Below are 16,937 nucleotides of genomic sequence, written 5' to 3' on the forward strand. Positions count from 1 at the left end.
CACCACTCATCAGGCCGAGCGTTAGCTCGCCTTCAGCTTTTGATCTGAGCGCCCCCTCGAGAGGCCGAGTGGAGGTTCTGCGCAGTGGGCAACCCGGCATGGATGCCGGGTTAGCCGCCCCCGGCCATGGATGGCCGATGGCGGCGGGCCCACGGAGCAGGACCGGAGCGAGGGCATGCCGAGCCTTAGCGAGGCACCGAACGAAAGGGGCAAGAGCGCTTGGTTACTTGGCGCTCTTCCAAGTGACCCGCTGTAAGAGCGGAACCAATAGCCGCCGTTACCGCAGAAATGGATATGCACACACCCAGCAGCATCACCGCATAAAGCGAACAATCACCACTGCACACCGCTAGTCTCGATCCACTGCTGAATCGACTCCCGCTTCGGCGCCCAGCCCAACAACACACGAGCATTGACCGCACGCACGCGGCTATTCGAACCAATGGCAAAGCGCGCCCAATCCCCCAGCTCGGCAATCGCCTCATCCGCCGGCCAGCTCTGAATCGCCCCGCCAAAACCCAACGACTTGCTGATCGACGTCGCAATCTCGATAAACGAAGCCTCGCCATTCTCGGCAAAGAACAACGAAGCAGAAGGCGCCTTCTCGATAGCCAGACGATACAACTCCGCCAGGTCCTCGATGTGCACGTTGGACCAGCGATGCACCCCGGCCCCCATGTAAGCCCCCGCGCCATACTTGCGCGATTGAGCGAACAGTTTCGGCAGTTGATCGCTTTTCGCCGGCACGCCCAACGTCTCGCCATAAATCATGGTCGGGCAGAACACGATGCTGCGAATACCCAGCTCAACACCGGCATTACGCACCAGCTGATTGATCTCGACCCGGTCCTTGCGGATGTCCATCGGTGTGAACGGCGTTTCATCGGTGAAGATATCCGGGCGTTCATAGGCGCCACGAGCATCATCACCGACCACGCTCGAACCGGAGGTGTGCAGCAGCACTTTTCCGCTGCCGCTCAGGGCGCTGATAAACGTTTCCACCGAAGCACGATGGTCGGAGTTGGCGGCGTTGACCACTGCGTCGGCAGCGCGCGCCTGTTCGCTGAGAATATAAGCATCATCGAGGGTGCCGAGTACCGGGGTGATGCCCAGTGCCTGCAACGCTGCGCGGTGTTCCGGGTTACGCACCAGGCCGCTGACTTCATGGCCCGCATCCACCAGGTATTTGGCCACGGAACCGCCGATGTAACCGGTCACGCCGGTAACGAAAATTTTCAATGGATTATCTCCCTTGCATCTTTGAGTTATGCCCGGCCTCGCATTAAATGGAAGGCGCAGGTATTCCTGGTCAAGGAATCCGGTCACGATACGATTCACTCCGTATATGAGCTAGACTGCTGGAACTACAAGTATCTGTGAATCAAGTTCATGCTAACGATCAAAGACATCAACCGCTCCGGCGAGATGGAAGTGTTCACCCGGGTCGTCAACGCAGGCACCTTCTCTGAAGCCGCACGACGCCTGGACATGTCGCCCTCGGCGGTCAGCAAACTGATTGCGCGACTTGAGGCGCGCTTGGGTGCGCGCTTGTTGCATCGCTCGACGCGGCGTCTGGAGCTCACGGCGGAAGGCGAGCGGTTCAACAACGAATGCCTGCGGATTCTCGAACTGATCGATTCCGCCGAGCGAGATATCGCCAACGTGACCCGGCCCAGCGGGCTGATTCAGGTCAACGCCAACCTGCCGTTCGGTCTGCATTGCCTGTTGCCGCTGCTGCCGGATTTTCTTGCGGCCTACCCGGACATCACGCTGAACGTCGAACTGACCGACACCGTGGTGGACTTGCTGGAGCGACGCGCGGACGTCGCGATCCGCACCGGCCCGATGAGAGAGTCGAGCCTGGTTCAGCGACGTTTGGGTGAAAGCCGCAAGATCACCGTGGCCTCACCGGGTTACCTCGCCCGCTGGGGGCAGCCGAAAACCCTGGAGGAGTTGCAGCGGCATAACCGCCTCAGTTTTGGTTTTCATCGCCATTCCCAGGCCTGGGTTTTTCGCGGCGCTGACGGTCAACGCATCGAGATCGAGCCCAAGGGCAATGTCCTGCTCAGTGACGGCGAGAGCATGCGTCAGTCGGCGCTGGCCGGATTGGGGATTGCCCGGCTGGCGAATTTCCACATCAGCGCCGACATCGAAGCGGGGCGTCTGGTACCGGTGCTGGAGGCATTCGACAGTGGTGAAACCGAGGCGATTCACGCCGTGTTCATCGGCCCGGGACAGCAATTGCCCCATCGCGTACGGGTGTTCATTGATTTCCTGCTGGAGCGAATCGGGCCGCAGTTGACCTCGCCCTGATTGCAACACAACCCCGCGGTTTCGGTTTTTTGCTGAATCAGTCTTCAGCAACCCTTGAAAGTCTTCACGCCAGGCCTGGGGCATGATTGTCCGCATAACAACAAACCAGGGGTGTTCATGGACTATCAACTGACTGGAAAAACCGCGCTGATCACCGGCGGCGCGACGGGGATCGGCAAGGCCATCGCCCAGCGTTTCATCCTTGAAGGCGCCAACGTGGTCATCAGCGGGCTGTTGGCGGAAGAGGTCGACGCAGCCGTCGCAGAACTGGGTGAACGCAGCAAAGGCCTGGTGGCAGACTTGACCCAGGAAGGCGCGGCGGAACGTCTGGTGGCCTTGGCCCTTGAGTCCGGGCCGATTGATTTCCTGATCAACAATGTCGGCATCTTTGAGGTCCGGGACTTTTTCGAAACAGACGACGCCCAGTGGTTTCATTACTTCAACGTCAATGTCATGAGCGGTGTGCGCATGACGCGGCTGGTCATGAAGCAGATGCTCGAACGCGGGCACGGTTCGATTGTGTTTATCAGCAGTGAATCCGCGGTCAAGCCACAGCCGTGGATGGTTCATTACGGCGCGATGAAAACCTGCCTGCTGGGGATTTCCCGAGCGTTGGCCGAACTCACCAAAGGCACCGCCGTGCGGGTCAACTCGATCCTGCCGGGGCCGACCTACACTGAGGCGGTCAAGCGTTACCACCGCGAAATCGCTGCCGAGAAAGGCATCACCCCGCAGCAGGTGGTCCACGATTACTTTGACGATACCGAACCGACGTCGTTGATCCGGCGCATGATCGAGCCTGAAGAAGTGGCCTGCAGCGTGCTGCACCTGGCGGCGTCACCGGCGCTCAATGGCATGGCCATGCGCGTCGAGGGCGGCACCATACGCTCGATTCTTTAAGGGGGTCGCATCCCTGCGAACCGGTACACGTTAAAGCAGCGGAATGCTGTAGTTCACGATCAAGCGGTTTTGATCCTGATCACGGCTTGCCTCGCTGTTGGACTTGCCGTTGCGCCAGCCAAACCCGACACCTTTGAGCGCGCCGGATTGAATCGTGTAGTCCAGGCCGAAATCCCGTTCCCATTCCTTCTGGGTGTCGCCGGTGACGGTCTTGATGTTATCGCCGCTGAGGTAGATGACCGTAGCCTTCAAACCAGGCACACCCACACCGGCAAAGTCATACGCATACTGACCGAAAGACGTGCGTTCGCCCGCGCGGGTGAAGGTCTGGATCAGGCGGTCGGTGTACAGGTAAAGGCTGGCGCCGCCGGCACCTTTGTTGGGCAGGTTGCCCTGGCTGAGCTGGGTGAAGTTGCTGCCGCTGGAGACGCTTTGATAACCGGCGGTGAGTGCATGGGCACCGGCGGTGTAGATCAGTGCGGCGCTCCAGGTCCGGTTGTCGATTTCGCCATCGGCACCTTCGGTGTAGCCGCTGATCCGGTAGCCTGAGGTGCCCGAACTGTTGGCGCCGGACGAATCGGTCTTGAAGTAGCGCAGGTCGGTTTTCAGCGATTGATTGTCCGAGATCGCCAGCGTGTGCAACAGGCCGAAAAACTGCTGGGTGTAATAGTTGTCGAGGTTGGCGTAGTAATACTGGGCGGTCAGGTCCTTGGTGATTTTCCAGTCGCCGCCGGCGAAATCGAAGGCGTTGTTTTCACGGGTACCGCCGGTGGCTGCCAGGCCTGTCCGGTCGCTTGAGCCACGGCCCGTCGCATGTTCGATGCGACCACCTGTGAGGGTCAGGTCCTTGAACTCGCTGGAAGTGATCTGGCCGCCGTCGAATGTCTGTGGCAGCAGGCGCCCGTCGTTGGACACCAGGATCGGCAGTTTCGGCATCAGCGTGCCCAGGCGCAGCTCGGTTTTCGAGACCTTGACCTTGCCGGTCAACCCCAGCCGGCTCCATTCATCGACGGCGCTGTTGTCGCTGTCCGACGGAATCATGCTGCTGCCGACGTGGCGTCCTTTGCCGCTGTCCAGCGTGATCCCCATCAGCCCGAGCGCATCGACACCAAAGCCGACCATGCCGTCGGTGTAACCCGACTTGAAGTCGAGCATGAAACCCTGCGCCCATTCCTCGGTTTTCGATGGCGCGGCCGGGCCGTCGCGGTTGTCGTTGTTGAAGTAGAAATTCCTCATCCCCAGGGTTGCCTTGCTGTCACTCAGGAAATCGGCGTGGGCCTGGGTGCTCAGTGCAATGGCGCCCAGCGCCAGGGTTACAACGGTGTTCTTGTTGCTCATGTAAATCGCCCCTTTTTTTGTAGTTTTTGAATTCAGGAGGGTGGCTCCCGCCGTGACAGGCGGGAGCGTGATGCCTGGATCAGATACCCAGCACGTTGGCGCCGATGCATGGGTCAATGCCGCGCTCAAGGCGACGCTGGTGGACGATCACGGTGATTTCCATCGAGCCGGTGGTGACTTCGAAGTCGAGGATGTGGCCGCCATACGCCTGGAACGTGGCGTCACCGGCCACGCCGTGCATATGGATCGAAGGCTGTTCGTTTTTCCAGGCGACCGAGCCGGTGATGCTCGCCATCTCGACACCGTTCAAGAGCTTGGCGTCGAAGTCCTTCTTGTCCTTGTTCCAGAAACCGAACTTGACGTTGCCGAAGCCGATACCGGTGATGGACGCGCTGGGGATCTTCTCGGCGATGGCCAGTTTGGTCAGCTCCTTGAACGCGTTGTCGCCCGTGCGCAGGACCATGAGGTAACCGGTGGGGGTTTTGGTGTAGCGCGGTGTGGCTTCAGTGGGACATTGCATCGGCGCGGTCGTCGCGGTGGGAGTGGTTTCGGCAAAGGCCAATTGAGCACCTGCAATGTTGATCATCACGGCGGCGGACACGGCCAGCATCAGTTTGCACAGGCGTTGTTTCGGGTGACGTTGGACTTGCATGAGACTTCCTCTGTTTTTGTTGTTGTGTGGGTGTTGCGGTTTTCGGGACGAGCGAATCCGACGCCTGTAGTTCAACAGGCGCGGAAGTTGTCGCTAAACGTGGGTGTTAGTTGAAGCCGTGTGACTTACAGCGCATCGCGGCTGCTGACGCCGTCAACCAGTCGGGCGATGTCCAGCGGGTTGCTGTTTTTCAGGGCCTCCGGCAACAGGCTGTCGGGGCAATTCTGGTAACACACCGGCCGCAGGAAACGATCGATCGCCAAGGTTCCGACCGAGGTGCCGCGTGCATCCGACGTCGCCGGGTAAGGGCCGCCATGCACCATGGCGTCGCAGACTTCCACGCCAGTGGGATAACCGTTGAACAGCACGCGCCCGACTTTCTGTTCCAGCAGGGCCAGTACATCGCCGAGGGTATCGAGCTCCGAATCCTCGGTAATCAACGTGGCGGTCAACTGCCCGCGCAAACCGTGCAATGCCTGCATCAATTCGCTGTGGTCGGCGACTTCAACGACGAGGGTGGTCGGGCCGAACACTTCTTCCTGAAGCAGCTCATCGCCATTGATCAGCAGGCTCGCATCGGCCTTGAACACTTGCGGCCGCGCCTGATTGCCCTGTTGCTCGCTGCCGGCCAGGTGTGTGATGCCGGGGTGAGCGCGCAGGTTGTCGAGGCCATGGCAATAGCTTTTCAAGGCGCCGGCGTTGAGCATCGTTTGCGCCGGTTGTTCGCTCATCAATCCGGTAAACCGGTCGAGGAAAGCCGTGAATTCCGCCGAGCGGATGCCCAGCACCAAACCGGGATTGGTGCAGAACTGGCCCGCACCCAACACCACGGAAGCGCTCAGCTCGGCGGCGATTTTTTCACCGCGTGCCTTGAGTGCTTCGGGCATCAGCAACACCGGGTTGATGCTGCTCATCTCGGCGAACACCGGGATCGGCTGAGGGCGCGCCGCCGCCATGTCACACAAGGCGCGACCGCCACGCAACGAACCGGTGAAGCCGACCGCCTGAATGGCCGGATGCTTGACCAGCGCTTCGCCGACGCTGCCGTAGAGCAGGTTGAACACGCCTGCGGGCATTCCGGTTTTGCGCGCTGCACGGGTGATCGCATCGGCGACGTAATCGGCAGTTGCCATGTGGCCGCTGTGGGCCTTGAACACCACCGGGCAACCGGCGGCGAGGGCGGAAGCGGTGTCGCCGCCGGCAGTGGAGAAGGCCAGCGGAAAGTTGCTGGCGCCGAACACGGCGACCGGACCGAGCCCGGTGCGGTACTGGCGCAGGTCGGGACGCGGCAGTGGTTGACGGTCCGGCAGCGCACGGTCGATGCGCGCACCGTAGAAATCACCCCGGCGCAGCATCGTGGCGAACAGGCGCATCTGGCCGCTGGTGCGTGCCCGTTCACCTTGAATGCGCCCGGCGGGCAGGGCGGTTTCCTGGCACACCAAGGCGATGAACGTGTCATCCAGCGCATCCAGTTCTGCGGCGATGGCATCGAGAAATCCGGCGCGGCGGGCGGCCGACAGGTTACGGAAGGTCGGGTACGCCGTGGCCGCGGCTTCTGCAGCCGCATTCACTTCCTCGGCTGTTGCCTGATGGAAGCGATAGGGCAGTGCTTCGCCAGTGTTGGCATCGTGGCTTTGCAGGGTGTGCGTGCCGTTGGCCGAGCGTGCGCCGGCGATGTAGTTGTGGCCTGAAACTTCAAACATGTTGGACTCCTGATGAGCTGTTCAAATCGGGTCAAGCGAGCCGGTAGATGCGTCGGGCGTTGTCATGAAACAGCGCAAGCCGATCTTCGAGAGAGCGGTCCCGGACAATGGTTTTGAAACCGTCGAACACTTCGCTGAGGCTGTTCACCACGCCATCGACCGGGTAATTGCTGGCGAACGCGCAGCGGCTGACGTCGAAAATCGATATCGCGTCGTTCACCACCACGCGGTTCAACTCGACCGGCCATGCCTGGCCGGGAATGCAGATGCCGGAAATCTTCAGCACGACGTTCGGTTCCCGTGCCAGCAGGGCGAGGTTTTCACGCCAACCGGCCAGACCTTCTTCGGAGCGGTCGGCGGGCAGTGCGGTGTGATTGACCACGATGGACACGTCGGGAAAATCCCGGGCCAGCTCGGCGGCTTCCGGCAGATGCCACCATGGCGCCTGCAATTCGAAGTGCAGGCCGTTTTCGGCCAGTTGTGCGTATCCCTCGCGCCAGCGTGGATCGCGCATCGAACCGGGGGCGACAAAATCTTCGCGCCAGGCCTCACGGCTGGTCACTGCCGGTTTGTGGCGTATGCCGCGCACCAATGGGTGATCGCCGTACAGGCGCAGCAGATCAAAAGCGTCTTCACGATCCAGCCAGGCCTGCGCGACCATGGCGCCCAGGGTGGACTCGGTTTTCGCCAGCGATTCGACAAACCGCACTTCATCGGCCGGTGTCGCCGGGTCCCACTCACCCTCGATCACGACCGTCTGCACCACGTGATGGCGGCCGGTCAGCCGGTGATAGTCGGCCGGCAGGAAATTGCAGCAGATCGACGAGTAATCGCCATAACGAAACGGTCGCAACGGCCGGTCGTTCAGCCACGGGTAGTAATGGTTTTCGATATCGAAATAGTGTTGATGCGCGTCGACGATGGGCAAATCCGCATCGTCGCCGCTGGCCAGAAAACGTGCGCGCCAGTCGATGGCCGACAGGTTATCCATGCTGCTCCTCCAATCGATAAAAGCGTCGGGCGTTGCCGGCGAACACCGCTTCCTGCACCGCACGGCCCATGGGGGCGAGCATCGCGGCCATGCCATCGGCAATCGTGTCGTAGGAGGCGCGCAGCCCGGCCACCGGGAAATTGCTGGCGAACATGCAGCGCTCGGGGCCGAAGATTTCCAGCGCGGTCAGGATCACAATCCGGTTGTCGTCATAATTCCAGGGCGAATCTTTAAGCCCGAACTCCGACAGCTTGATGTGCACGTTCGGCTGCAAGGCCAACGCTTCCAGGCCCTTGCGCCAGCGCGCCATGCCTTGTGGGCTGCGGTCCCAGGCGAAACCGGTGTGGTTGAGCGCAATGCGGATCTGCGGAAACATCGCCGCCACTTCAGCCGCTTCGACCAGGTGCCACGGCGGCACCCGCAGGTCCCACGACAGATCGTGCTCGGCCAGCCGTGAAAAGCCTTCCAGCCAGTTCGGGTCCTGCATGGTGCCCTTGGCCCCGGCCACCGATACGTCCGGCGATGCCGAGGTCACCGGTTTTGAACGGATGCCTTTCACCAGTGGCCTGGCGGCTTGAGCGGCGAGAATCTCTGCACTGTCTTCGCGATCGAACCAGGCATGGGCAACGATGGCATTCGGGAAGCCGTAACGGGCGTTCACCTGTTCCAGCCAGCGTGTCTCGGCGACTTGCTCATCGCGTGCACGCTCGGCCTCGACGTGCACCGTGCCGACCAAGCGTTGATTTTCGGTCAGGGCAAGGAACTGTTCCGGCAGGAAATCACGGCACAGGCTGTGATAGTCGCCGAGGAAGAATTCCTCGTGATACTCGTCCTGCAACCACGGATAGCGCCCGTTGCCCAAGTCCCACAAATGGTGATGGGCATCGACGACCGGCAGCGCATCCCCGGCCGCCAGGTTCGGCATGCCGTTGCGTTCGTGAAGGGTGATCATGACGAAGACCCTGACTCAGCGCGACGCGGAGAATTGCGAAGGGCTGAGCACGCCGTCTTCGACGTCGCCGGCGGCCGCTGCCTCGGCTTTGGCCTGGACGCGGCTGCGCAGTTTGGCGACGTTCACCACCACACGGGTATGCGCTGCTGTCGCCACCAGCTCGACGTCATCGCGCACCTCGACATTGAAGGTGATGCTGCGACCTTCAATGCGAGTGACCGTGGCGACAATGTTCACCGACATGCCCAGCAGCGTGGCGCCGACGTGACGGATATCGACCGCCGCCCCCACGGTGTTTTCACCCTCGTCGAGGAAGGTCAGCAGGTAATCGAGGCAAGTCTGCTCAATGTCGTCGACCAGGCGCGGCGTGGCGTAGATGCGCAAGTCTTCGCCCAGAAACGAAATGGTGCGTTGTTTGTCGACGATCAGTGGGCGCTCGGTGGCGGAGCCTGGGTGCAGAGTGGAGAAATTCATACAAAACCTCGTGTTTGAGTGCTGACAGTCAAAGGTTGATTCAGGCAGACGGCAGGAAACCGATGGAAATCCACGGCACGGCGATCAGCACCGCCAGAGCGACGACCAGGGCGCCGAGATACGGCCAGACCCGGCGCATGGCGCCACTTGGGTCGACCTTGGCGATGGCGCACGCGGCGTAGAAACCGACGCCAAATGGCGGGGCGAACAAGCCCAGGCCCATGGCGAAGATCGCGACCATGGCGTAATGCACGTCGTTGATGCCCATGGCTTTGGCAATCGGGAACAGCAGCGGGCCGAACAGCACGATGGCCGGGATGCCTTCCAGGAAGCTGCCGAGCAGGATGAACGCCACGGCGGAGATGATCAGGAAGCCCATCGCGCCCCCCGGAACGGTCGCCATCACTTGCGCCAGCTGGTGCGAAAAGCCCGACTGGGTCAGCGCCCAGGCCATGGCGGTGGCGCTGCCGATGATGATCAGGATCGCGCCGGACAACGACGCGGTGCTGACCAGAATCGGGTACAAGCGGCGCCAGTCGAAGCAGCGGTAGCACAGCAGACCGACGATGAAGGTGTAGGCCACGCCGATGGCGGCGACTTCGGTCGCGGTGGCGACGCCTTCAACCACGGCAGTGCGGATCACGAAGGGCAGGGCCAGCGCAGGGATCGCGAGCAGCAGCGAGTGGCCGATTTCCTTGCCCGAGGCGCGTTTGCCGGTAGAGGCCTCACCTTTGCGGTTCTTCCACCAGATGACGGCTGCCATCGCAATCGCGCCCACCACCGCCGGCATGAAACCGCCGGTGAACAGTGCGGAAATCGACACACCGGTCACCGAACCGATGGTGATCAGCACCAGGCTCGGCGGAATGGTTTCCGACATCGCCCCGGAAGCGTTAAGCATCGCCACCAGTTCGTTTTCATCCTCGCCGCGCTTCTTCATTTCCGGGAACAGCGCCGGGGCGATGGCGGCCATGTCGGCCGCTTTCGAGCCGGAAATACCGGAGATGAGGTAGATGGCGCCGATCAGCACATACGACAAACCGCCGCGCACATGGCCGATCAGCGAGCAAAGGAAACGGATCATCGCCCGCGCCATGCCCATGGCTTCGATCAGTGCACCCAAAAACACGAACAGCGGGATGGCCAGCAGGATCAGGCTCGCCATGCCTTCGTCCATCCGCCCCACCACCAGCGTGAGTGGTGTGCTGGTCATGGTCGACAGGTACGCCACCGTGGCCAGGCCGAACGCGACCATGATGGGGACGCCGATGACGATCATCGCCATCACGCCGACCATGAAGAAAATCACCAGGTTCCAGTTGCCCATCAGCAACATCGAGCCTTCGGCCACCCACAACAACGCGCCGAGGGACGCGAGCATCGCCACCGAGACCGAGAAGTCGATCAACCGTGCGCTGGTCAACAGCCGGGCGACGCAGGTCATCAACATCAGGCTCAGGCCGACGGCGATGGCGGAGACGCGAAAGGCGTTGGGGATTTCGAGGGCGGCGGTGGTGATGATCCACTCGTCGCTGACGTACTCCCAGGCCGGCGTAAACAGCAGCCCGATGAAGGTGATGACGATCACCGCGCCCAGGGTGTCGATGAACGCCCGTTTTTCCACGGGCAGCCGCGAGATGAACGAGGTCAGCCGCATGTGCTCGCCGCGTCGCATCGCCACCACCGAACCGAGCATCGCCAGCCACAGGAACAGCAGCGAAGCCAGTTCGTCGCCCCAGACAATCGGCTGGTTGAGCACATAACGCGAGAACACGTTGCAGAACAGCAGCGTGACTTCGATGACCACCAGCAACGCCGCGCTGCCCTCGGTCAGCCAGCGCAGACCGGTGTCCAGCGCGCGGCCGAGACGAAATGTGGTTTGGTGTGGGCTGAGTCCTTCAGCGGGAGCAACATCCGTCATTGGCAGTTCATTTTTCATGACTTTGTCTCCGGCTTAGGACAGTTGACCCGCGTATTGCTCAAGCAAGCTCCAGGCTTCCGGGCCGTACTTATCCTTCCATTGGGTGTAGAAGCCTTTCGATTGCAGGTCTGTCCTGAACAGTGTGCGGTCGACTTTGTTGAAGGTGATGCCATGGGCGGTCAGCGACGGCTCCAGGCTGGAGTTGAGGTCGATCACCTGTTGGCGCTGAACCAGCGCGGCGGCGTTGATCTGCCGGGAGACGATTTCCTGCACGTCCGCCGGCAGTTTCGGGAAGGTCTTGCCCGAGGCGACGATCCAGAAACCGCCCCAGATGTGGTCGGTCATCGAGCAATATTTCTGCACTTCATAGAAACGTGCGGACTCGACCACCACCAGCGGGTTTTCCTGGCCGTCGACCACTTTGGTCTGCAAGGCCGAGTAGGTTTCGTTGATGCTGATGCCGGTCGGCGAGGCGCCCAGGGCGCTGAACATCGACGTCCACAGCGGGCTGACCAAGACGCGCAGTTTGAAGCCGGCGAGGTCTTGCGGCGTGTTGATCGGACGCGTCGAACTGGTGATCTGGCGGAAGCCGTTGTTCCAGACTTTTTCCATCGGGATCAGGCCGACCTTCTCGGTCTTGGCGCGCACGTACTCGCCCAGCTTGCCGTCCAGCGCAGCCCAGACACTGTCGTAGTCCTTGAACGCAAACGGCATGCTTTCAATCGACATGGCCGGCACCAGCGTCGAGAGAATCGCACCCGGCAGTGGAATGAAATCGATTGCCCCGGCGCGCACCTGGGACAGCATGTCGGTGTCGCCGCCCATGGCGCCGTTGGCGTACACCTGCAAGTCCACCGCGCCGTTGGTTTCGGCCTTGATCGCCAGCGAGGCGGCCTTCATCTGTTGGTTCAGCGGATGGGTGTCGGGCAGGCTGCTGGTGTAGCGCAGCACGATGGGTTTGGTCGCGGCGAAGACGCTGGAAGGCAGCAGGTTGGCGGCAAATGCGCCACCCACGGTGACGCCGGCAGACACTAGGAAGGATCGGCGGCTGACGGACTCGGTCAAGATACGGCTCATGATGTTCACCTATTGTTTTTGTTGTAGTTGTTCTAAAAAGCAACGCGAACGCTGCTCCTTGTGGGAGCGAGCCTGCTCGCGATGGACCTGAGGGCGCCGCGTTTATCCAGCCAAAAACGCGTTTTCGTTAACGTCCATCGCGAGCAGGCTCGCTCCCACACAGTTCGGTTCAGGAGGCGAGTGCGACCACCGCTTGGGTGCGAATCAACTCGTCGATTTCGTTTTCCGCATATCCGCTTTCCTTCAGCACTTCGCGGGTGTGCTCGCCGAGCAGCGGTGCAGGGCGGCTGGTCGGTGGCGCGGCGTTGTCCATGTCGGAGAAGTGAATCGGCAAGCCCATGCCGCGCACCCGGCCTTCGGTCGGGTGTTCGGTCTCGACGACCATGCCGCGTGCCTTGGTTTGCGGGTGGGCCAGCGCGGCGGCGATGTCGAGGACCGGCCCGGCAGGCAGGCCGAGGCTGTCGAACAACACCATCCATTCATCCGTGGTGCGTGCGACCAGCACTTCGTTGAGGATTTCCACCAGCGCCAGGCGATGCTCCATGCGCAAGGCGTTGCTGGCGAAGCGTGGGTCGGCTTTCAATTGCGGAACGGCCAGCGCCTCGACCAGTCGTTCATAGTTGGCCTGGTTGGCGGCGCCGATGTTGATCCAGCCGTCTGCCGTGCGGAACACCTGGTACGGCGCGCTGGTGGAGTTGGCCGAACCCATTTTTGGCAGGATGGTGCCATCGGCGAAATACGCTGCTGCTGGCCAGTACATTTGTTGCAGGCCGGCTTCGAACAGCGAGGTGTCGACCATCTGCCCAAGGCCGGTTTTCTGTTTCGCGGCATACGCGGCGCAGATGCCGAGGGCGGCGAGGATGCCGGAGTTGATGTCGGCCACCGGCGAACCGGCCTTGACCGGCTCACGCCCGGCTTCACCGGTCATGCTCATCATGCCGCTCATGCCTTGGGCGATCAGGTCGAAACCGCCTTTCTCGCCGAACGGCCCGCTGCGGCCGTAACCGGAAATCGCGCAGTAGATCAGCCCGGGGTTGAGGGTTTTCAGGGTTTCGTAACCGAGGCCGAATTTTTCCATGGTGCCGGCGCGGTAGTTTTCCGTGACCACGTCGGCGTCCATCAGCAGGCGGCGCAGAACGTCGCGGCCACCCTCGGTTTTCAGGTTCAGGCCGATCCCGCGCTTGTTGCGGTTGACCACCATGAACGAAGCGGATTCACCGCTGGCCATGATCGGCGAGAAGCGGCGCGAATCATCACCGTCCGGGACTTTCTCGACCTTCACCACGTCGGCGCCCATGTCGGCCAGCATCATGCCGCACACCGGGCCGGACATGATGTGAGCCAGTTCTACCACGCGCATTCCTGTCAGCGGTCCCATGTTATTTGCCCTCGAATTGTGGTTTGGCTTTGGCGATGAACGCGTTCAGGCCGATCTGAAAATCGTCGGTGTCGTAGCAGGCGTAACTGCTGTCGATCTGCTCGACGGTGGGGGCGATGCCCGCTTCCAGTTGCCGTGCCGCCTGGCGATGCCAGCGGGCGACGAGCGGGGCGCCATTGATGATGCGTTTGGCGGTGGCGAGGGTTTCGGATTCGACTTCGGCATCCGGTACGACGCGGGTCACGAGGTTTTTCACGTAGGCGTCGTTGGCGTCGAGAATGCGGCCTTCAAGGAGAATCTCCAGGGTCGTCGAGCGTCCCGCCAGCGCCACCAGCCCGGCCATTTCGTCATAGGACATGACCAGCCCGAGCTTGCCGACCGGCGCGCCGAAGCGGCTGGACGTGCCACAGATGCGCAGGTCGCAGAGTGCGGCGATTTCCAGGCCACCGCCGACGCACACGCCGTGGATCATCGCGATCACCGGGTGCGGGCAGTCGACAACCGCGCGCATCGCCGCTGAAGTGACTTCGGCATAGTGTCGGGCTTGCGCCTGGTTGGCGCGCACGCTCGGAAACTCGCCGACATCGGCGCCGGCGGCAAAGGCCTGTTCGCCCGCACCGCGCAACACCACGCAGCGCACGCTGAGGTCGGCGGACAGTTCGGTCATGACGTCACCCAGGTCTTGCCACATGGACAGGGTCAGGGCGTTCATCTTTCCCGGATGACTGAGGGTGACGATGGCAATGGCGTCTTGCCGTTCGATAAGGACGGTGGGCTTCATGATTGTTCCGCTGCCGTCGATGCTCGGGGGGTGAGATCGACGACGCGGTTGCCTCCTGATTTATTGTTGTTGGGCAGCGGCTGCTTACAGCGATTGTTCGAGCATCGACAGGTAGTCCGCCGAGGATGCTTCGCGCGGATTGGTCTTGTGGCTGTGATCGTGCAACGCGCCCTCGACGATGCCGGCGAACAGGCTTTCATCGACGCCGATCTGGCTCAGGCGGGTCGGCAGGCCCAGGCGTTTGGTCATGTCTTCGATGGCTGCGCCGATGTTCGCGTCGGCCTCAAGGCCCATGGCATGGCGCAGTCGTTCCAGTTTGCGCTCGTCACGGACGGTCGGGGCGTTGGCGTTGAAGTGCACGACCGCCGGTAGAAAAATCGCGTTCAAAGTGCCGTGGTGCAGTTTCGGATTGATGCCGCCCAAGGCGTGGGAAAGGCTGTGCACGCAGCCCAGTCCTTTCTGGAAGGCCAGCGCGCCTTGCATGGACGCGCTCATCATGTTCATCCGCGCTTCGCGATCACCGGGCTCGGCGGTCGCGCGTTCGATGTGTTCCCAGGCACGCCACAAACCGTCGAGGGCGATGCCGTCTGCGGCAGGGTTGAAGGCCGGTGCCATGAACGTTTCGATGCAATGCGCGATAGCGTCCATGCCGGTGGCGGCGGTGAGCATGGGCGGCAGACCGAGGGTCAACTCCGGATCGCAGATGGCCACGCGCGGCACGACATAGGGGGAGATAACGCCGACCTTGCGACCATCGTCGAGGATCAGGATGGCGCCGCGACCCACCTCGCTACCGGTGCCGGCTGTGGTCGGAACCGCAATCAGCGGCGCGGTGGCCGAGGTGATGCGATCCAGTCCACCTTCAATCACCGCGAAGCTTTGCAGAGGACCGTCGTGGGTGGCGCAGACCGCGACGCCCTTGGCCAGATCGATCGATGAACCGCCACCGACAGCGATGATGCCGTTGCACTCGCCGAGGTGGTATTGGGCCACGGCTTCACGCACGGCGTGTTCATTCGGATTGGGCGGGGTGGCGTCGAAAATTGTCGGTGCGCGGTCACCACCGAGGGCGGCGATGACCTTGTCGACGATGCCGGCATTGCGTACGCCGACGTCGGTGACGATCAGCGGCCGGGTGATGCCGGCGCGCTCGGCTTCGGCGGCCAGGTGCTGCAGGCTGTCGTAGCCGAACTGGATTTTGGTGACGTAATTGATGAGTGACATGATTCACCACAAGTTATACAGGATTGTTATTGTTGCAACCGGTCTGGGGCAGGAGGGCTTTCGCGCTCTGGTCAAACCCATTGCATTGCCTGGCTGTGGGGTGGACTATAGGGCCGTCTTGGCCAGCCTCGATACTGACAACTTTCGATACCTCTATAACTTTTAGTTAACCCTGATGACGCCCTCACTGAACTCGATCATGTCCCGCCTGCACGTCAAGCAGCTCCGTTTGCTGATCGCCCTGGATGAGCACGGCTCGTTGCTGGGCGCGGCCAAACAGGTCGCGCTGACCCAGCCCGGCGCGAGCAAGGCGCTGCAAGAAATTGAAACCACTTTCGGCACTGCGCTGTTCACTCGCACTAACCGCGGGCTTGAGCCGAACGACGCCGGACGTTCGGTCATCCGGTACGCGCGGTTGATCCAGACTGACCTTGCGCACCTGCGCGAAGAGATCATCGGCATCATGAGCGGCGAGGGCGGACGCGTGTCGGTCGGCACCATCATGGGCGCCGTGCCGCTGCTGACCACGGCGATCAGCCGGGTGATTGCCGACAACCCGAAGCTGTCCATCGAGATTGTCGAAGACACCAGCGCCGCGCTGCTCAGCCAGCTCGATGCCGGGCGCCTGGACCTGGCGATCTGCCGTACCACCATCAGCACCACCCCCTACTTGTATGAGAGCTCGACCTTCGTCGAGGAAACCCTGGCGGTGATCGCCAGCACCCAGCATCCGTTTGCCTATGCCCGCCAGTTGTCGTTGAAAGACCTGGTGGATTACCGCTGGGTCGTCTATCGCGCCAACATGCCGATGCGCCTGCTGCTGGAGCGGGAGTTTCATGAGGCAGATCTGCGTTTTCCGGTGCATTTGCTGGAAACCACCTCGGCCTTCGCCACTCTGTCGCTGCTCCAGGAAAACCCGACCCTCGTCGCACTGGTGTCGACCGACGTGGCGAAGTTCTGCTCCGGCTACGGCTTCACCACCACGCTGCCGCTGCCGATCACCTCACGCAGCGAACCCTATGAACTGGTGTCGCGCAAAGGCGTCCCGGACTCGCCAGCGGCCAGGCTGCTGCGCGAGGCACTGCTGAATCCCGCCTGACTGCCGGCGATGACGGCCTCGAAATCGATGCAAAACCCACGGGCCTCATCGCCAGCAAGCCGGCTCCTACAGTGGATCGTGTTGTTCACCTTTCCCGTGCCCGCCACCAAACCCTTGTAGGAGCCGGCTTTCCG

General features: G+C 61.9%; 15 protein-coding genes. 3 read left to right on the forward strand and 12 right to left on the reverse strand.

Going from position 1 to position 16,937, the window contains the following annotated elements:
- Positions 1–333: 333 nt before the first annotated feature.
- The gene (locus KGA97_RS25935) at positions 334–1,239 is read right to left on the reverse strand and encodes an NAD-dependent epimerase/dehydratase family protein (RefSeq protein WP_008035828.1); all 906 of its coding nucleotides are present in this window, start codon (positions 1,237–1,239) and stop codon (positions 334–336) included.
- A gap of 150 nt (positions 1,240–1,389) precedes the next feature.
- Here KGA97_RS25935 and KGA97_RS25940 point away from each other — a divergent pair, with 150 nt between their 5' ends.
- Complete coding sequence (locus tag KGA97_RS25940) at positions 1,390–2,313, forward strand: LysR family transcriptional regulator (RefSeq protein ID WP_008043103.1); 924 nt, start codon at positions 1,390–1,392, stop codon at positions 2,311–2,313.
- A gap of 117 nt (positions 2,314–2,430) precedes the next feature.
- Positions 2,431–3,213 (forward strand): SDR family NAD(P)-dependent oxidoreductase, encoded by a 783-nt coding sequence (locus tag KGA97_RS25945; protein ID WP_008043101.1) that lies wholly within the window; start codon positions 2,431–2,433, stop codon positions 3,211–3,213.
- Positions 3,214–3,243: 30 nt separating this feature from the next.
- Here KGA97_RS25945 and KGA97_RS25950 read toward each other — a convergent pair whose 3' ends face one another.
- The 11 genes from KGA97_RS25950 to KGA97_RS26000 all read right to left on the reverse strand — a co-directional run bounded on the left by KGA97_RS25950 (position 3,244) and on the right by KGA97_RS26000 (position 15,704).
- The gene (locus tag KGA97_RS25950) at positions 3,244–4,551 is read right to left on the reverse strand and encodes an OprD family porin (protein WP_223481753.1); all 1,308 of its coding nucleotides are present in this window, start codon (positions 4,549–4,551) and stop codon (positions 3,244–3,246) included.
- Between the two features lie 79 nt (positions 4,552–4,630).
- Positions 4,631–5,203, reverse strand: coding sequence for a PPC domain-containing DNA-binding protein (locus tag KGA97_RS25955; RefSeq protein WP_207284623.1), 573 nt, complete (start codon positions 5,201–5,203; stop codon positions 4,631–4,633).
- Between the two features lie 125 nt (positions 5,204–5,328).
- Positions 5,329–6,906, reverse strand: a complete 1,578-nt coding sequence (locus KGA97_RS25960) for an aldehyde dehydrogenase (NADP(+)) (RefSeq protein ID WP_223481754.1) — start codon at positions 6,904–6,906, stop codon at positions 5,329–5,331.
- Between the two features lie 31 nt (positions 6,907–6,937).
- Complete coding sequence (locus KGA97_RS25965; protein WP_223481755.1) at positions 6,938–7,897, reverse strand: amidohydrolase family protein; 960 nt, start codon at positions 7,895–7,897, stop codon at positions 6,938–6,940.
- Positions 7,890–8,849 (reverse strand): amidohydrolase family protein, encoded by a 960-nt coding sequence (locus KGA97_RS25970; RefSeq protein ID WP_223481756.1) that lies wholly within the window; start codon positions 8,847–8,849, stop codon positions 7,890–7,892. The genes KGA97_RS25965 and KGA97_RS25970 overlap by 8 nt, the downstream gene beginning before the upstream one ends.
- A gap of 15 nt (positions 8,850–8,864) precedes the next feature.
- Positions 8,865–9,323 (reverse strand): thioesterase family protein, encoded by a 459-nt coding sequence (locus tag KGA97_RS25975; protein ID WP_223481757.1) that lies wholly within the window; start codon positions 9,321–9,323, stop codon positions 8,865–8,867.
- Positions 9,324–9,363: 40 nt separating this feature from the next.
- Positions 9,364–11,262 carry a TRAP transporter large permease subunit gene (locus KGA97_RS25980; RefSeq protein WP_008033807.1) on the reverse strand — a complete coding sequence of 633 codons (1,899 nt, stop codon included), beginning with the start codon at positions 11,260–11,262 and terminating at the stop codon, positions 9,364–9,366.
- Between the two features lie 15 nt (positions 11,263–11,277).
- On the reverse strand, positions 11,278–12,321 hold the full coding sequence (locus tag KGA97_RS25985; RefSeq protein WP_008033809.1) for a TRAP transporter substrate-binding protein: 1,044 nt from the start codon (positions 12,319–12,321) through the stop codon (positions 11,278–11,280).
- Between the two features lie 169 nt (positions 12,322–12,490).
- Positions 12,491–13,699: a CaiB/BaiF CoA transferase family protein gene (locus KGA97_RS25990; RefSeq protein WP_008033811.1), complete on the reverse strand. Its 1,209-nt coding sequence runs from the start codon at positions 13,697–13,699 to the stop codon at positions 12,491–12,493.
- 1 nt (position 13,700) lies between these two features.
- The gene (locus KGA97_RS25995; protein WP_223481758.1) at positions 13,701–14,480 is read right to left on the reverse strand and encodes an enoyl-CoA hydratase-related protein; all 780 of its coding nucleotides are present in this window, start codon (positions 14,478–14,480) and stop codon (positions 13,701–13,703) included.
- Positions 14,481–14,564: 84 nt separating this feature from the next.
- Positions 14,565–15,704, reverse strand: a complete 1,140-nt coding sequence (locus KGA97_RS26000) for an iron-containing alcohol dehydrogenase (protein ID WP_008033814.1) — start codon at positions 15,702–15,704, stop codon at positions 14,565–14,567.
- A gap of 175 nt (positions 15,705–15,879) precedes the next feature.
- Between KGA97_RS26000 and KGA97_RS26005 the strand changes: the two genes are divergently transcribed.
- The gene (locus tag KGA97_RS26005; RefSeq protein ID WP_008033815.1) at positions 15,880–16,803 is read left to right on the forward strand and encodes a LysR family transcriptional regulator; all 924 of its coding nucleotides are present in this window, start codon (positions 15,880–15,882) and stop codon (positions 16,801–16,803) included.
- Positions 16,804–16,937: the final 134 nt, after the last annotated feature.

This window comes from Pseudomonas sp. BF-B-15 (assembly GCF_019946675.1).
GTDB lineage: Bacteria > Pseudomonadota > Gammaproteobacteria > Pseudomonadales > Pseudomonadaceae > Aquipseudomonas > Aquipseudomonas migulae.

What these genes read in the sequence shown, in the direction of transcription:
- KGA97_RS25940 (WP_008043103.1), top strand. Translation starts at nt 1,390, where the DNA reads ATGCTAACGATCAAAGACATCAACCGCTCCGGCGAGATGGAAGTGTTC.
- KGA97_RS25945 (WP_008043101.1), top strand. Translation starts at nt 2,431, where the DNA reads ATGGACTATCAACTGACTGGAAAAACCGCGCTGATCACCGGCGGCGCG.
- KGA97_RS25950 (WP_223481753.1), bottom strand. Translation starts at nt 4,551, where the DNA reads ATGAGCAACAAGAACACCGTTGTAACCCTGGCGCTGGGCGCCATTGCA.
- KGA97_RS25955 (WP_207284623.1), bottom strand. Translation starts at nt 5,203, where the DNA reads ATGCAAGTCCAACGTCACCCGAAACAACGCCTGTGCAAACTGATGCTG.
- KGA97_RS25960 (WP_223481754.1), bottom strand. Translation starts at nt 6,906, where the DNA reads ATGTTTGAAGTTTCAGGCCACAACTACATCGCCGGCGCACGCTCGGCC.
- KGA97_RS25965 (WP_223481755.1), bottom strand. Translation starts at nt 7,897, where the DNA reads ATGGATAACCTGTCGGCCATCGACTGGCGCGCACGTTTTCTGGCCAGC.
- KGA97_RS25970 (WP_223481756.1), bottom strand. Translation starts at nt 8,849, where the DNA reads ATGATCACCCTTCACGAACGCAACGGCATGCCGAACCTGGCGGCCGGG.
- KGA97_RS25975 (WP_223481757.1), bottom strand. Translation starts at nt 9,323, where the DNA reads ATGAATTTCTCCACTCTGCACCCAGGCTCCGCCACCGAGCGCCCACTG.
- KGA97_RS25980 (WP_008033807.1), bottom strand. Translation starts at nt 11,262, where the DNA reads ATGAAAAATGAACTGCCAATGACGGATGTTGCTCCCGCTGAAGGACTC.
- KGA97_RS25985 (WP_008033809.1), bottom strand. Translation starts at nt 12,321, where the DNA reads ATGAGCCGTATCTTGACCGAGTCCGTCAGCCGCCGATCCTTCCTAGTG.
- KGA97_RS25990 (WP_008033811.1), bottom strand. Translation starts at nt 13,699, where the DNA reads ATGGGACCGCTGACAGGAATGCGCGTGGTAGAACTGGCTCACATCATG.
- KGA97_RS25995 (WP_223481758.1), bottom strand. Translation starts at nt 14,480, where the DNA reads ATGAAGCCCACCGTCCTTATCGAACGGCAAGACGCCATTGCCATCGTC.
- KGA97_RS26000 (WP_008033814.1), bottom strand. Translation starts at nt 15,704, where the DNA reads ATGTCACTCATCAATTACGTCACCAAAATCCAGTTCGGCTACGACAGC.
- KGA97_RS26005 (WP_008033815.1), top strand. Translation starts at nt 15,880, where the DNA reads ATGACGCCCTCACTGAACTCGATCATGTCCCGCCTGCACGTCAAGCAG.